The 16,285-nt window shown below is 30.6% G+C and carries 13 protein-coding genes; 1 reads left to right on the top strand and 12 read right to left on the bottom strand.

All coding sequences use genetic code 11. From position 1 onward, the window contains the following. Positions 1–2: 2 nt before the first annotated feature. From NAB20_RS11115 to NAB20_RS11060, 12 genes are all read right to left on the bottom strand, one after another. On the bottom strand, positions 3–2,219 hold the full coding sequence (locus NAB20_RS11115) for a molybdopterin oxidoreductase family protein (RefSeq protein ID WP_375605142.1): 2,217 nt from the start codon (positions 2,217–2,219) through the stop codon (positions 3–5). Between the two features lie 12 nt (positions 2,220–2,231). Beyond that, the gene (locus tag NAB20_RS11110) at positions 2,232–3,284 is read right to left on the bottom strand and encodes an MFS transporter (protein WP_105196647.1); all 1,053 of its coding nucleotides are present in this window, start codon (positions 3,282–3,284) and stop codon (positions 2,232–2,234) included. An 18-nt stretch (positions 3,285–3,302) separates the two neighbouring features. Then, positions 3,303–4,895, bottom strand: coding sequence for an MFS transporter (locus NAB20_RS11105; RefSeq protein WP_375605141.1), 1,593 nt, complete (start codon positions 4,893–4,895; stop codon positions 3,303–3,305). Positions 4,896–4,910: 15 nt separating this feature from the next. Next, the gene (locus tag NAB20_RS11100; RefSeq protein ID WP_375605140.1) at positions 4,911–6,383 is read right to left on the bottom strand and encodes a nitrate/nitrite transporter; all 1,473 of its coding nucleotides are present in this window, start codon (positions 6,381–6,383) and stop codon (positions 4,911–4,913) included. 84 nt (positions 6,384–6,467) lie between these two features. Beyond that, the gene (gene moaA / locus NAB20_RS11095) at positions 6,468–7,457 is read right to left on the bottom strand and encodes a GTP 3',8-cyclase MoaA (protein WP_127823075.1); all 990 of its coding nucleotides are present in this window, start codon (positions 7,455–7,457) and stop codon (positions 6,468–6,470) included. Positions 7,458–7,463: 6 nt separating this feature from the next. Beyond that, positions 7,464–8,372, bottom strand: coding sequence for a bifunctional molybdenum cofactor biosynthesis protein MoaC/MoaB (gene moaCB, locus NAB20_RS11090; protein WP_375605139.1), 909 nt, complete (start codon positions 8,370–8,372; stop codon positions 7,464–7,466). Position 8,373: 1 nt separating this feature from the next. After that, positions 8,374–8,814, bottom strand: a complete 441-nt coding sequence (locus NAB20_RS11085) for a molybdenum cofactor biosynthesis protein MoaE (protein ID WP_105196642.1) — start codon at positions 8,812–8,814, stop codon at positions 8,374–8,376. Next, positions 8,795–9,886 carry a HesA/MoeB/ThiF family protein gene (locus tag NAB20_RS11080; protein WP_127823076.1) on the bottom strand — a complete coding sequence of 364 codons (1,092 nt, stop codon included), beginning with the start codon at positions 9,884–9,886 and terminating at the stop codon, positions 8,795–8,797. Before NAB20_RS11080 ends, NAB20_RS11085 begins: the two co-directional genes overlap by 20 nt. Positions 9,887–9,890: 4 nt before the next feature. Further along, on the bottom strand, positions 9,891–10,133 hold the full coding sequence (locus NAB20_RS11075) for a MoaD/ThiS family protein (RefSeq protein ID WP_105196640.1): 243 nt from the start codon (positions 10,131–10,133) through the stop codon (positions 9,891–9,893). Then, positions 10,123–10,707, bottom strand: a complete 585-nt coding sequence (locus NAB20_RS11070) for a molybdenum cofactor guanylyltransferase (protein WP_127823077.1) — start codon at positions 10,705–10,707, stop codon at positions 10,123–10,125. The genes NAB20_RS11075 and NAB20_RS11070 overlap by 11 nt, the downstream gene beginning before the upstream one ends. Further along, on the bottom strand, positions 10,708–11,445 hold the full coding sequence (locus tag NAB20_RS11065) for a sulfite exporter TauE/SafE family protein (protein ID WP_375605138.1): 738 nt from the start codon (positions 11,443–11,445) through the stop codon (positions 10,708–10,710). Between the two features lie 71 nt (positions 11,446–11,516). Continuing rightward, the gene (locus NAB20_RS11060; protein ID WP_105196637.1) at positions 11,517–12,698 is read right to left on the bottom strand and encodes a molybdopterin molybdotransferase MoeA; all 1,182 of its coding nucleotides are present in this window, start codon (positions 12,696–12,698) and stop codon (positions 11,517–11,519) included. Positions 12,699–12,868: 170 nt separating this feature from the next. Here NAB20_RS11060 and NAB20_RS11055 point away from each other — a divergent pair, with 170 nt between their 5' ends. Next, positions 12,869–15,862, top strand: coding sequence for a M4 family metallopeptidase (locus NAB20_RS11055; protein ID WP_375605137.1), 2,994 nt, complete (start codon positions 12,869–12,871; stop codon positions 15,860–15,862). The last annotated feature ends 423 nt before the right edge of the window (positions 15,863–16,285 follow it).

Raw genomic sequence — 16,285 nt, 5'->3', positions numbered from 1 at the left:
ATTTATTTACTGGCATAAGCTTTTGTAACAGACGGATTAGGTGCCATTATTTTTAATGGCTCTAATTTGCAAGCGGAGACTTTAAATTCAGGAATTTTTGATAGGGGATCTAGCGTTCCTGGTGTAAGTAAATTAGCTGATTTTTCTCCAGGCCAATGATAAGGTATAAATACAGTATCTTTTCGAATCGTTTCCACAATATTAGCTGGAAATGTCCCTTCACCACGACGGGTGGAAACCTTTATTAATTCTCCTTGTTGAATATTATATTTTTGAGCTAATTCTGGATGAATTTCTAATAATGGTTCTGGATATTGATCTACTAACTTACCTATTCTCCGAGTTTGTGTACCACTTAAATATTGAGAAACAACTCTACCTGTTGTTAGCGTAATTGGATATTCATTATCCGTTACCTCGCCTGGTAATTTGTATGGTGCTGGATTAAAATGGGCTTTACCATCTGCTGTTCTAAATTTTTTATCTTCCCAAAGTCTTGGTGTACCAGGATGATCCTCTGAAGGACAAGGCCAAAATACTCCCATATTGTCTTCAATCTTTTTATAACTAATTCCATAATAATCAGCTGTTCCTCCTTTTGAAGCAATTCTTAGTTCATTAAATATAGCTTCGCTATTCTCAAAGGTAAATTTATCTTCAACTCCTAAACGTTTAGCTAATTCTAATAGTATTTCAGAATCTTTACGAGCATTTCCTGGGGGGGTTACCGCTTGTTTAATTCTGATAACTCTTCCTTCTGCAGAAGTGGTTGTACCATCTTCTTCTTCTTGTAATGACCCTGCCAAAATAACATCTGCATGTCTTGCTGTTTCATTTAAAAAGAAATCAATACAAACATAAAACTCTAGTTTTTCTAGTGCTTCTCGAACGTAATTACTATTAGGCAAAGAAACTAATGGATTGAAACAAATGGAAAGTAATCCTTTTATTTGACCTTGGTGAATCGCTTCTATAATTTCGTAAGCAGATAATCCTTTACCTGGTAAATCGGCTTCATTAATTCCCCAAACTTCCGAAATATATTTTCGATGTTCTGGGTTTTCTATATCTCTATTACCTGGTAATTGATCGCATTTATGTCCGTGTTCGCGTCCTCCTTGTCCGTTTCCTTGACCTGTAATGGTAGTATATCCACAATACGGTTTTCCTATTCTACCAGTAGCTAAAACAAGATTAATACAGCCTAAAACGTTATCAACTCCTTTCGAATGGTGCTCAATTCCTCTAGCATGCAATAAAAAGGAAGTTTTAGCTTTTCCCCAAAGTTTAGCGGCTTCTTCTATTTTTTCTTTTTTAATGCCTGTAATTTGTTCTGCCCATTCTAGAGTATAATCTTTTATAGCGTCTAGAGTTTCTTGAAAACCCGAAGTATAGTTGTTAATAAAATCATGATCGAGCATATCATGATCTACTAAATATTTTAGCATAGCTCCATATAAAGCTGAATCTGTTCCAGGTAATACATCTAGATGAATATCAGCAGTACGAGCTAGGGGAATTACTCTAGGGTCAATAACGATTAATTTTGCCCCATTGTCTCGTGCTTTCCATATCCAGTGGGTTAAAGTCGGAAATGTTTCACTTACATTGGCTCCAGCCACAATTATTACCTCAGCTCTTTCTAAATCGGAATAGTTATTAGACCCCCTGTCTAAACCAAAGGCCTTTTTATTACCTGCACCAGCACTTACCATACACAAACGACCATTATAATCTAAGTTTTTGGTTTTTAACGCTATACGTGCAAACTTACCAACTAAATAACTTTTTTCATTTGTTAAGGAAACACCTGAAAGCATGGAAAAAGCGTCATGACCATACGTTTGCTGAATTCTTTTGATTTCTGATACTGTTTTGTTCATTGCTTCTTCCCAAGTAGTATTTGCAAAGCCTTTCCCTTCTACTCGAACCATGGGATTCAGTAAACGATCTGGATGATTATTTTGTAGGTATCGTTGTACTCCTTTTGGACACAATCGCCCTTCATTAAATGGAAATTCTTTCCAAGGATCAAAACCTACAACTTTATTTTCTTTCACTAAAAGTTTTATTCCACATTGCATACCACAAAAGCAGCAATGTGTTTCTACTACATCATCAGGCTCATCTCGTCCTATATAACCTTCTTTAGGAGCATAGTTTAAGTGAGGTCCAAAATCCTCTATAATTTTTTCTATTGATACGGGTAATTTTGCCATATTGCTTATTTTTTATCCAAATAAATTGCCTCCTTGTTGTCTTGCCTTTAGGTGTGCTTGTGCTATTATAGAGCGTTTTCCTTCAGGACTTAAGTCTAAATGGGAAGTTCCATCGGATTTAGAGAAGTCAAATCCTAATTTTCGAGTTACTATTTTTAAATCATTTACATGTAATTGAGTTGTAAATTCTTTTCCAGTATGTGGACACACCGCCATTCCGTTTTGTTCTTTACCTTCTATTTTGTAAATATGGGCTCCAATTTGAGCAGGTCTTTGAATGATATGAAAAAATTTACCAAACGGAATCCATATTAAAAATAAAATAACGGTTACTGCATGTAATACGGCTAAAAAGTCAAAGGCGAAACCTTTCATAAACTGATAGGAGTAAGTTAATCCTAATCCTGTAGCAGAAATAGCGATTAAAAGGATAAGGGGCAATAAATCACCTTCGAATGTTTGAACAGCTATTAATCCTGGGTTTGTTAAGCGCCTTCTTAAATAATATAATGAACCAAGAATAACGAACCAAGAAGACCAGTTCAACGCATGAAAGGTTAAAAAAGCAATAACAGAACCTAGTTTGAAAGAAAACACTTCAAATCCAAAAAAATGAGCTTGGTATAAATCTATTGTTCCCGATGCTAAGGTAAAATGAATCCAGCCAAAGGTTAATGGAATGGTAATCATAAATGCTGAAATACAACCTATAGCTATCATAAAATGAGCTAACCAACGATAGGCTCCTCTTGGATAGATAAATTTTTGTACTATAATATTACTTATAATTTCTTTAGTAACAAATACGAAATGTTTGAATATTTTACCTGTTAACAAAAAGTGTATTCCACGTTTAAAATACATCCAAGTAGGCGGTCTTTGTAACCATACTGAGGTACGGTATACAATTCCGAAAAAAGCAAATAGGGTTCCGAATAAATAGGTAACTAATGCGGCATCAAAATTTTGCAAGTTTCTTGAACCTATATAAACCAATACTATCATTATTACAGAAGATAATATAGCTATAAGGAGTGCATTAAAATTTAAGTTTTTTAACTTCATTTTGATTGTTTTATTGGATTAACTTGGTCTTTCGCAACCTTTTTTATTATAGTAATACCAATTAATAATAGTTGCTAATGTTGTGAATACAATTACGCCTATAAAAAATTCATTAGCTGTTCCATTACTTGTAATATTATTTCCTATTAATTTAGAAAAAATAAAAGGTCCAAATGCCGCAATAGCAGCTGTCCAGCCAATAACTCCAGCTGCCTGACGTTGGTTATCTGAAAAAATAATAGGATATTGTCTAAAAGTTCCTGCATTTCCCATACCTGTAAAAAAGAACATGATTAAGATAATTCCAACAAACGTGGGAAACTGTTCTATATTAGTTGGGGCTAAAAGGCCTTGGGCTACTAAAACAATACACCCTAATAGAATTCCTATTCCTGTAAGTGTCGTTAGAATTGCACCTCCTACTTTATCTGCAACAAAACCAAAAAGTACACGTGTTGCGGAACCAATAAGAGGACCGTAAAAAGCATAAGTCAGAGGATCTGGAGCATTGGGAAAATCGCCATATAAAAATTTAATCATTAATGGAAAAGCAGCTGATAATCCTGCAAAAGTTCCAAATGTCATTACATAAGTAATAGTACAAAACCAAGTATGTTTATTATTAAAAATATCCATTTGTTCTTTAATTGAAGCCTTCATAGGGATACTTCTTAAATACAGCCAACTTATGATTGATAATAAAATTAATAATGGAATATACCAAAAGGCAGCTGATTGAATATAAATTTCTTTATGTGTAATAGCCTTGTTGTTGGGTTGTAATTTATTAAGTATTTCTTCAGCTAATTTGGGATTAGCATTTGCAATAGCTTTTGCTCTTACTTTTAAAGGTAAAGCCTTAAATATAAATGTATTATCTATTGAGTTAGTTATGGCCTTAACAGAATCTAAAACTTTTGGTTTTATACCATTTAATAATGCTTCTTGTTTTTTAGATCCTATTTTTTGAAACAAATAGGTTTGTTGCTCAAGTGTCGTATTTTGTACTATTTCTTTAGCTTCTTTTGTATCTATATTGGTAAACAAAGAAGGGACTCCATATAATCCTATACTTAAAACCATTGGAGTTACAAATTGAGCTAATGATACGCCAAAGTTTCCTATACCAGCTTGGATACCCAAAGCAGTTCCTTTTAAGCGTTTGGGAAAAAACATGTTGGTACTAGGCATATAGGATGAAAAATCGCCACCTCCAAAACCTGTCGTAAAAGCTAATATCATGAATACCCAAAAAGGTGTATTGACATTCATAACAGCTAAACCAATACCTACCACAGGAATCAGTTTTATAAATGTAGCAAAAGCTACTACGTGTCTTGTACCAAAAATGGGAAGTATAAAAGTGTGTATAATACGTAAAACTCCGGCCGCGATACCTGGTATGGCTGCAAGCCAAAATAATTGGTCTTTATTAAAAGAAAAACCCAATCCAGGTAGTTTAACCACTATTACACTCATCATAAACCATGAGGCAAAAGACAATATTAAAGATAAAGTAGTAATAATTAAGGTTTTCCAAGCTATCTTACTTCCTGTTTGTTCCCAGAATTTCTCATCTTCTGGTTCCCATTGATTCAACCAAGTTTTCATATTTTATATTTTTTATTAATGATCGTGTTCTATATCTCTTGAAAATTCTGGTGTTTTTATTCTTAAAATTTTAATAATAGTGTTGTGCATCCATATTAAACAAATACTTGAAATAATAAAGATAAATAGCCATGAACTAGTCCATAAGCCTGTAGTATTGAGTAGATAACCAAAAATAATAGGTCCTAAAAATCCTCCTAATCCTCCTATTAGTCCCACCATACCCCCTACTAAGCCTACCTGATTAGGAAAGTATTCTGGAATATGTTTATATACTGCTGCTTTCCCTATTCCCCAAGCAATACCTATTAGAATGACTAATATGAGATAGATCCACATATTAGCACTAAACTTAATTTGTGTCATCCCTTTTGCTAATAATTCTTTTTTCTTTACTTCTTGGTTTTGTTGTACTATAATTTCTTGCCAAGAGGACTTTACGGGTAATAGAATACTTTCTTTTAGATCATTTTCTTTCTTAAGATTTACTTTATGTATTCTATCATTAATTTGAATAATGTTATCATTAATTTGAACAATTCCATTTGTAGTAGCTAGAACTCCTGGTCCATCGGTCATAATTTCCATTTTAGGAAAAATAAGTAAAAAGCTTATAATTACTGATGATCCTAAAACCCAATACATGACTGTTCTAGCTCCCAATTTATCAGATAAGTATCCTCCAAAAGCTCTAATTACACCTGATGGTAAACTAAACATTGTAGCAAATAGTCCTCCTGTTACTAAACTGGTATGATATACATTCATAAAATTAGGTAACAACCATTGCGAGTAAGCTACAAAACAACCAAAAACTAAAAAATAGTAGACTCCAAAACGCCAAACGCGTACTTTTTTTAATGGTTGTAATTGTTGTATTAATGTTTTTGATTCTGTTTCGATTATTTTGTTTTTAGCAAACATCAAAAAAGCTAAACCGATAATTATTAATGTAATAGCATATAAAATGGGCAACATTTTCCATCCGTTTTCCACATCTGTTTCAGAAAATTTATTTAATATGGTTGGAGCTATAAAAGTAGTTATTGCGGCACCTGCATTTCCCATTCCAAAAATTCCTAATGCCCTTCCCTGCCATTCTTTGGGATACCATACGGAGGTATATCCTATTCCTACTGAAAAGCTGGTTCCTACTAACCCAAATAAAAAACTTAATAGGGCAAATGTTGAAAATGTAGTAGCTGTGGTTAAAGCAAATAAAGGAAAGGCGCATAGAAACAAAAGCGATGAAAAAATAACTTTTCCCCCATACTTATCTGTTAAAATACCTATAGGTAATCTAAAAATTGAACCTGATAAAATAGGTAAACCTAATAACCAACCTACTTGAACTATATTCCAATCAAAAATACCTTTGTCTACAAGATATGTAACTAATACACCATTTAAAGTCCAACAAGCAAAACATATTGTGAAGGCTAGCGTATTTAAAAATAAAATTTTGTGAGATTCTTTTAAATGACTCATAACATTTTTAATTTAATATAAAGATAAAAATGTCCTATTTGAGTTTGTATGATTTTTATCAGTTTAAATTAATAAATAATTACGCTAACCTCCGATGGTAATCATACTTCGATTAGTATTAAAATTCAATGGATTAGTAAAAGATTCATTTGTATCAAATCCTCCTCTTATTTTATATTTTGATACTATATTACTATGTATTAAGGGTATTATAGACTCTCCTATTCTTAACGCTTCTAGTAAGGGAGTTTCTAATTTTGAAAACAAACAATTCTTTATTTTTCCATCGGCTGTTAATCGTATTCTATTACAGGTATCACAAAAAGGATTACTAACAGTACTGATTATGGCAAAACTTCCTTTAAAATTGGCTATTTTATAGTGTTTAGCTGTATCATGAGGGGCATCTTTTTGTTTTATAATATCAATTGGTTTGTAATACGTACTTATTCTTTCTAAAATTTCATGATAACTAACCCATTTTTCTTTATTCCATTTATTTCCGTCAAAAGGCATAAATTCTATAAAACGTACTTCTATTTTTATGTCTTTTGTAAAATGTATAAAATCTAGAATTTCATCATCATTAAATCCTTTTATAACTACAACATTTAGCTTTACATTCAAATTATTTTTAATTAGTAAGTAAATGTTTTTAAGCACTTTTTTAAATTCATCTCTCCGTGTTATAGATAAAAACTTGGTTGGTTTAAGACTATCTAAACTAATATTGATTGATTGTATTCCTACTTTTTTAAAAGTTTCGAGATATTGATCTACTAAAATACCATTGGTTGTAATTCTTAATTCTACTCCTAATTTTGAAAGGGATTCTATAATTATTTTGGCATCTTTTCTTACTAAAGGTTCTCCTCCTGTTAATCTTATTTTGTTTATACCAAAATCTACAAAGGTTTGTGCTATTTGGATAATTTCATCAGCTGTCATTATATGCTTTTTAGGTGTTAACTTAATTCCTTCTGCTGGCATACAATAAGTACATCTCAAATTACAATGTTCAGTAATTGAAATGCGTAAATAATTATGAAATCGACCAAAATTGTCTGTAAGCATATTTTATTAATTATGATTAAACCCTTTAATAATTTTAAAAAGATGTAATACTGAAGGAAATACAGCCTCTATAGATTCTGCTGCCCCGTTAGTAGATCCTGGCAATGCCATAATAAGTGTATTTCCTTTAAAACCTACTACACTTCTTGATAGCATAGCATAAGGAGTACGTTGTTGTCCGTAATGTCTAATCGTTTCTTCAATTCCAGGTATACGTTTATCTAGTAAAGGTATTATAGCTTCTGGGGTAATATCACGAGGGGATAATCCTGTACCTCCTGTTAGGATTACTAAATCATATTGGTCTGTAAATAGATTGGTTACTTCTAGTTGAATATCTAAGATTTCATCTGGAATTATTTTATAAAAAGAAGAATGTAGTCCTAATTTTTTAATTTTTTCAATAATAGTTTTTCCTGCTGAATCTATTTTTTTTCCTATTGAGATACTATCAGAACAAACAATGACGCCAATTTTTAATTGATCATTAACGTTTTTTGTATCTGATTTACCTCCTTTTTTTTCAATTAGTTTAATACTGTGTATTTCTATAGATGGGTCTATAGGTTTAAGCATATCATATAAGGTAAGTGCTACTACAGAAGCACCATACATGGCTTCTACTTGGACTCCTGTTTTATAAATTGTTTTGACTGTAACGGTTATTTGAATATTTAAGTCTTGAATAGTATGCGATATCGAAGTAAATTCTATTGGTAATGGATGGCAATCAGGAATGGCATTTGCTGTATTTTTTACGGCAAATAAACCTGCTATTTTGGAAGCTTCTAAAACATCTCCTTTAGGAACTCTTTTTTCTATAATAGCTGCTATAGTTTCTGAATTACCTACTGTAACAATAGCTTGTGCTACAGCGGTTCGTAAAGAATTACTTTTGTGTGTTATATCTACCATGTTATTGATTTTTTTTCCATGTATAAGTGTAATCTTCTAAAATTTCTTTTCCAAAAATGGGAACTTCTTTCTTTATGTTTTCCACTATGTATTCTAAAGCTTCATAGGTAATTTTGCGTCTAGGGGCTGAAACAAATACAAACAAACATATTTCTCCTGTTTTCACTATTCCTATACTATGGTGAATGTGCAAGCAAGTGATATCAAATTTTCTAAATGTATTTTCTCTTATTTCATTTATTTTCTGAACAGCCATTTCTTCATACACAGAATAATCTATAGCTATTACCTGTTGGTTCTTAATAAGATCTGCGCGCACTTGTCCTAAAAATATTTGATGAGCTCCTATACTGGTTTTAGTTTGGTGTTTTATAATTGAAGTGGTTATAAAATCAGGTTCAATAGCTCCTTCAATAAAAAATTTATGATTCCGTGTATTCATTTTCTAGTAAATTAAGAATTGAATTAATTCCGTTTTTTAATTGGCCTATATTTCTAAAACCAATGGCTTTAAGTTTATTTTTAGCTTCAGAACTTCTTATTCCACTCTGACAAATGAGAATTATATTTTCATTTTTATCCCAACTATGACATGTTTTGTACAATTCATTTATAGGGATTGATTCTATATGTTGAAAGGGTAATTTAGGTTTTTCAAATATTTCGCGTAAGTCAATAATTTTGTATTGATTTGTATGACATTTTTGAAGAAATTCAACACCATTCATATCTGAAAGCAATTCTTTTTTAGTTTCTTTTAATTTCAAACCTTTTTCATAGCCGATTTTTATTTGCTTATCATTTTTTAAAAATTCAATTTCGGTAGTATTTTGTAGTAATAAATCATATAAAAGTACTTTTCCTGAAACTACTGTACCTATTTGAAGTATTACTTTAATTACTTCTGCTGCTTGCATCGTACCCATAATATTAGGTAAAACACCTAAAACGCCAGCTGCCTCACAGTTCAGTATTTTATTATTTTCTTTTTCGGGGAATAGACATCTATAACTAGGCCCGTTGTGATAATTAAAAACACTCAATTGTCCTTGAAATTTATGAATAGATGCGTATACAAAAGATTTTTTTGTAATTAAGCATACATCATTAATTAAGTAACGAATTTTAATTTCGTCTGTACAATCAACTACAATATCATATTGTTCGATTAATTCGTATGCGTTTGTTTCATCTAAAAAAACAGTGTAGGTATGAATCTTTGTAAAAGAATTTTGCTTTTTTAATGCTTTTTTAGCTATTACTGATTTACTTTTTCCGCAATCATTTAAAGTATATAAGGTCTGCCTATGCAAATTTGTTTCATCGATTACATCGCCATCTATAATACCTAATGTACCAATACCCACAGCAGCTAAATTCTGTAATACAGGGCAGCCCAACCCACCTGCTCCTATTACAAGAACTTTTGCTGATTGTAATTTTTGTTGACCTATTGCGCCTATTTCTTCTAATATTATTTGACGGCTATAACGTTTTAAAGTATTTACTTTCATATTTTCACCCTCCTGCAAATGGTGGAAGTAATGCTATTTCATCTTCTTGATTTACTATATAATCTAATTTCTGAATTTGTTTATTAACTGCTATTTCAAATGAAATATCTTCCAGTCCCTTATATTTGAATGATATCATTTGAATGATTTCAGTACAAGAAATTTGATCTTTATTTATTAAAATAATTTCTTCTTTTAGATGCGTAATATCCATCAATTGACCAAAATATTTTATTTTAATTTGCATTCTTATTAAATTGATTTATAATCGTTTTATAATCTTCTTTGGTATTAATATTTTGTAATTGTGATTCAAACTCTTTTGAAATAGTTATTTTCTGGGTTTTTATTTCTTTTAATAATTCCCTTAATTTTAATCTGTTATGAATAGTAGCTTCTTCAAAAAAAAATTTCAAATCAGTATTATAAACACCAATAAGAGGGATTTCAATTTTTTCAGTTCCAAAAATTGTAACACTGGCATTTTGGCTAATATGATTTACAATTAATTCCTTAATTAATTTTTCAGTAATCAAAGGACTATCTACACTTACGATAAGAGTATATGTCGTTTTTGAATGACTTAAAGCGGTATAAATTCCTCCCACAGGCCCTTTTTCTATTATTATATCTTTAATAATGTTATATCCTGTTTTTTTATATTCTAAATTATTTGTAACAATTTGAATCGTTTTACAAATAGTTTTTAAAACATTTTGTATGTGCGTTACAAAAGGAATATTGTTTAATAAAAGAAGTCCTTTATCAGTACCCATCCGGCTACTTTTACCACCTGCCAATATATAGCCTTCTATTTCCATTTAAAACATTATTAATTTAGCTGAAGCAATAACTAAAACAAATGATAAAATATATTTTAAGGTTGTATTATTAAATTTTGTACTGCCATAAAAAGCGCCTAATGTACCTCCCATAAATACAACCAAAATTACTCGAGCCATCTGTGTCGGAAATATTCCGTTATTTGCTAAAAAACCTAAAATACCAGATATAGAATTTACAAGTATAAACAAGGCAGAAACAGCTGCGGTTTCTTTCATATTTCCCCAACCTAACAATAAAATAATAGGTCCTAAAATAATACCTCCTCCTATTCCTAAAATACCTGATATAAAACCCACTATAGCCCCTATTAAAAGAGCTTTTTTAAATTGAATGGCCTTTATTGCTTGATTTTCTTTTCGTCTAAAGGCACTTATTATCCTTATTGCTGCAAATAATAAAATAATTCCTAAAATTATTTTATATACGTGCGTTTCTATTTTAAAAAAACCACCAATAAAAGATAATGGAATTGAGGTAATAGCAAACGGATAAAATAAATCCCATCGAAACTGATTGGATCTATAAAAAAACAAAAAAGCAACAGACGATACTAATATATTTAATACTAATGCTGAAGGTTTCATCATTTCAGGTGAAAATGAAAATAAACTCATTAGAGCTAAATATCCACTTGCTCCACCATGTCCTACGCTTGCATATAAAAACCCAATAACGGTTATGAGAAGTAAAAATATGTTTGATTCGACGGTCATCTTAATTAAAATTTTACAAAATTTCAGAAATATTTGTTATCTTAATAAGACAAATTTATCTTTTTTGTATTTCAATTTATATGATAAATATCAACTGTAGTATTTGATTTAATTATATATTCACCTGCTTCTACCTTTACAAGTACATTCGCAAAAGCAAAAGTATTGAGCATATTAGAATTTTGATGACTAAGAATGGTTACCTTTTCTTTATCTAAATAGCCTTTTAAAAATTGAGTTCTTGAATTTTTAACTATATAATCGTGTGAAATGGGTACTCTTTTGAATGTATCTAAGGATTGTCCTATCATTTTTTTGATAATAGGTAATACATAAATATAGAAACAACTAAGTGAAGCAGCTGGATTTCCTGGTAGAGCATAAACTATTTTAGAATCTTTTAATCCTAGATATAAAGGTTTTCCTGGTTTTTGATTTACTTTATAAAAAAGGGTTTTTATATTTAACTTTTGCAACGCATCGTATACAAAATCATAATCTCCTACAGATATCCCTCCTGATATCAGAATAATGTCGTTTTCAGATAAAGCTTTTTTAATTGTAGTAGTAGTAAGCTCTTGATCGTCTTTTACTCTATAAATATTAATTTCTTCCGCATCATTATCTAAAGCAGATTGTAACATAATACCATTACTTTCATAAACTTTCCCAAAAGTCAGTTTAACTCCAGGATTTACTAACTCATTTCCTGTTATAACAATACCTACAGAAGGTTTTTTATATACTGTTACATGTGTAATTCCTAAGCAAGATAAAAAACCTATAGCTGCTGGATTCAGTTCATCTCCTTTTTGCATCGCTATATCCCCTATTTGTATTTGTTCTCCTATAGGTCTTATATTATCATTCCATTTTGGTAATTCTAATAAGATTAATCTACCATTTTCAATTTTGCACTTCTCTATAGGAATTACTGCCATAGCCTGATCAGGAACAGCTGCCCCTGTAAAGATTTTAATAGCTTCAAATTTTTTAAGATCAATTTGAATCTCATCACCTGCCTTCATTTCACCTACTATTTGAAACGTCAAAGAATCTAAGCCATTTATAGCAAAACCATCCATTGCAGATTGTCTAAATGGTGGCATATTGATAGGAGAAATCATATTTGAAGCTAGTATACATCCTTTTGATTCCTTTAATAAAATTTCTTTTGTTAAAAGTTCAACTTCTATTTCTTCTATTGTTTTTAATGCCTCTAGAACAGATACCATCGTTTTTATAATTTGCATAAAGTTGAATGTAATTTAAGAATTAATTCCATCAATTATCTAAAAGCAAGAAAATATATTTTCTTGTTTCAAAACAAACAACTTTATGTTTTACAGATAAAATATTAACATATTTTTTTATATTTTAAGAAAAAAACACTAATATTACATAATAATCAAAAAAAACAAATATGAAAAAAAAATATTTTTTATTATTTTCTATGTTTTCTACGATTTTGAACACGCAAGCTCAAGAAAATGTAAAGTTTGAATCAAAGAAAGAATATCAGAAAACATTTAGAATGGATAAAGGCGTTTCTCGTGAAAAAGCCCTAGAAACTATAGAAAAATCATACGGCCTAGATAAAAACAATCAATACAAGATTAGTTCTACAACCTCTGATATTACAGGACTTACACATCAAAGACACCAACAATATTATAAAGGATTAAAAGTTGAATTTGGAACTTTTATTACTCATGAAAAAAATGGGATGATAGAATCCATAAATACAGAGTTATATAATGCTAAATCATTAGATTTAAATCCTCAACTTTCATCCGAAAGGTGTTTCCAATATGCTTTAGACTATGCAAATGCAAAAAAATATTTATGGGAAGATTCCGAACAATCTAAAATTATCGAATATCAAAAACCTAAAGGAGAATTGGTTATTTTTCCTGATACTAATTCAGGAAAAATATATTTAGCCTACAAATATGACATCTATTCTACAAAACCTATTTCTAGAAAAGAATATTATATTAATGCCAATACAGGAGCTCTTTTATATGCTAATCCATTAATAAAACATTTACATAAAAATCAAGCTTCAGATCAACTCCAACAAAAACAAAATAAACAAATAGAAAATATTATTCTTTCTTCAGCCACCGCATTCGTTGCTGGAAATGCAGCCACACGCTATAGTGGCAATAGAAGTATAGAAACCACTTTGGATGTGAGTACCAATAGATATATTTCATCAGATGTTACAAGAGGAAAGGGTATTATTACTTACAATTGTGCAGGTGGGAACTATGCTAATACTCCCTTTTCTGACAACGATAATAACTGGACCGCTGCAGAATTTCATAATGCAGCTAAAGATGATGCTGGTTTAGATGCACACTGGGGAGCTGAAAAAACCTATGATTTTTGGAAAAATATTTTTAATAGAAATAGTTTTGATGACAAAGGAACTATTATAAAAAGTTATGTTAATGCTGATTTAAAGGCAATTGATCCAACCAATAGTTCTAGTGATAATGCGTTTTGGAATGGTCAAATTATGACTTATGGAAAAGGTACTAATTTTGATGCTTTAACAGCTGTTGATATTTGTGGTCATGAAATAGGACATGCAATATGTCAATATACAGCTAATTTAGCATATAAAAATCAATCAGGAGCTATGAATGAGGCTTTTTCAGATATTTGGGGAGTATGTATTGAACAATATGCAAGAAACGGTAATTTAAATGCAGCAGCTGATACTGCCAGTCCTGGCACATCCAATATTTGGAAAATGGGTGAAGATATTGGAATAGCTTTACGATCTATGAGTTATCCAAATACAAAAAGAGATCCCGATACATTTTTAGGTTTATATTACGTGGATACACAAGATGACACTGGAATTACTCCTGAATGTACTGATCCAAATGACGGAAATGATGAATGCGGCGTACATACGAATAGTGGTGTATTAAATCATTGGTTTTATATATTAACTGCTGGTAAATCAGGCACCAATAATGCAAGTCTAGCTAATGGCGGACAAGATGTTTATAATGTTCAAGGAATAGGCATGGCAAAAGCAGCTCAAATAGCCTATTATGCCGAAAGAGATTATTTAACTCCTAATGCTACCTTTATGGATTGTAGAAATGCAACCATAGCCGTTGCCAATTCATTATATTGCGCATCTAGTCAAGAAGTTCAATCTGTTACAGATGCTTGGTACGCTGTTAATGTTGGAAACGCATATACTGCTTTCCCTAATGATGTTACATTAAAATCATTACAAGGAGGTAATACAAATATAAATTGTGGTGCGCCTTACAATCCTACAGTCACTTTTGAAAATGGAGGATCTAACAGCATCAATGCCGTTACCATTACTTATAATCTAGATGGCGGAGCCGATTCTATCATAAATTGGACTGGAAATTTGGCAAAATGTGAACAAGCAACACAAGTTTTAAATATAAATAGTTTAACTAGAGGTTATCACATATTAAACGTTACTACTAATATAACAAATGATGGTTTGGCAACCAATAATACTAAATCTATGGTGATATTAGTAAATGACTCTGGAAATGTAGGTGCCGTAAACACATTTAATACCGTTAATGATGTTTTAGTATCAGTAGATAAAGGAGATAAAAGCAACACCGTTTGGGAAAGAGGTTTTGTAAACAAAACAAAATTATCAGCTCTAGCTACTGATAATTCACCTGGTTACATTACAAAATTAGTCGGCAATTATCCTGATAAAACAACTTCTTATTTAGTTTCTCAATGTTACAATTTATCTAACTTAACCAATGCAAAAGTAAGTTTTGATATGGCATTTGATCTTGAATCTAACTGGGATATTGTTTATTTTGAATATTCTACCAATAATGGTGCAACTTGGACTCCTCTTGGTAATATGGGCAATACATGGTATAATAGTTCTAGAATACCTGATGGTAGAGACTGCTTTAATTGTATTGGGAAACAATGGACTGGAGATTATGATGTAGCACCAGTAGGTGGTAATGGCAACAATGGTAATAAGAGAAATTATAGCCAAAGCCTAAATGAAGTAGGTCCCGCATCAAATGCTATTTTTAGATTTACTTTTATTTCTGATGATGCTTCTAACCAAGAAGGTGTATTCATTGACAATTTTATTATACAAGGAACTTTAGGTAATGAAGTAAATAATTTTGAAAAATTTGAAATATTCCCTAATCCATCTAATGGTAAATTTAATATTATCTTATCTACAGATGAGGAAGTAAAAATTCAACTTTTTGATTTAGGTGGTAGAAATATGTTTGAAAAAAAATATGAAGTAAAAGGATCCGAATTTAATAACGAAATTGATTTATCAAATATTTCTTCTGGAGTTTACATACTCAATATAGAAAGTAAAAATAAAAAAGAATCAAGAAGAATTATTATCAATTAATTTATTTTCTTTTATCCTTTTAGCTAAATTCAAAAATAAAATATAGAAAATACTTTAAGATCTGCTTATTTTTTAATTCACCCCCATTTTGAAGGCTTTTACTTTAAAAATGGGGGTTATATTTTAAACGTAAATTACTTTTGGTAGGAGTCTTTAACTCTATTTTTCAAAAAAAATTGTATACCATTTTAGTTTTGAAATTACCTAAACCAAAACGCACTACAGAATACACGAATCAAGAGATATTACGTAATATTATTAGAGTAAATTTAAACCTTAAATGGTATAATTCATTAGGATTATGAGACTCCTCCTTACGTCGGAGTAACAAATTGTATGTTAAACTCAAACAATCTTTATTTATAAATTATTTACACACCAGTTTAACCAAACCCATAATAGATTCTAAATTGAAGGAGTTTT

This window comes from Flavobacterium davisii (genome assembly GCF_042182265.1).
GTDB classification, from domain to species: domain Bacteria; phylum Bacteroidota; class Bacteroidia; order Flavobacteriales; family Flavobacteriaceae; genus Flavobacterium; species Flavobacterium davisii.
The sequence above is the reverse complement of the archived record's forward strand: the minus strand, read 5'-3'. Positions and strand labels throughout refer to the sequence as shown.

Coding starts and splice junctions, on each gene's coding strand:
- NAB20_RS11115 (WP_375605142.1), bottom strand. CDS start 2,219: ATGGCAAAATTACCCGTATCAATAGAAAAAATTATAGAGGATTTTGGA.
- NAB20_RS11110 (WP_105196647.1), bottom strand. CDS start 3,284: ATGAAGTTAAAAAACTTAAATTTTAATGCACTCCTTATAGCTATATTA.
- NAB20_RS11105 (WP_375605141.1), bottom strand. CDS start 4,895: ATGAAAACTTGGTTGAATCAATGGGAACCAGAAGATGAGAAATTCTGG.
- NAB20_RS11100 (WP_375605140.1), bottom strand. CDS start 6,383: ATGAGTCATTTAAAAGAATCTCACAAAATTTTATTTTTAAATACGCTA.
- moaA (WP_127823075.1), bottom strand. CDS start 7,457: ATGCTTACAGACAATTTTGGTCGATTTCATAATTATTTACGCATTTCA.
- moaCB (WP_375605139.1), bottom strand. CDS start 8,372: ATGGTAGATATAACACACAAAAGTAATTCTTTACGAACCGCTGTAGCA.
- NAB20_RS11085 (WP_105196642.1), bottom strand. CDS start 8,814: ATGAATACACGGAATCATAAATTTTTTATTGAAGGAGCTATTGAACCT.
- NAB20_RS11080 (WP_127823076.1), bottom strand. CDS start 9,886: ATGAAAGTAAATACTTTAAAACGTTATAGCCGTCAAATAATATTAGAA.
- NAB20_RS11075 (WP_105196640.1), bottom strand. CDS start 10,133: ATGCAAATTAAAATAAAATATTTTGGTCAATTGATGGATATTACGCAT.
- NAB20_RS11070 (WP_127823077.1), bottom strand. CDS start 10,707: ATGGAAATAGAAGGCTATATATTGGCAGGTGGTAAAAGTAGCCGGATG.
- NAB20_RS11065 (WP_375605138.1), bottom strand. CDS start 11,445: ATGACCGTCGAATCAAACATATTTTTACTTCTCATAACCGTTATTGGG.
- NAB20_RS11060 (WP_105196637.1), bottom strand. CDS start 12,698: ATGCAAATTATAAAAACGATGGTATCTGTTCTAGAGGCATTAAAAACA.
- NAB20_RS11055 (WP_375605137.1), top strand. CDS start 12,869: ATGAAAAAAAAATATTTTTTATTATTTTCTATGTTTTCTACGATTTTG.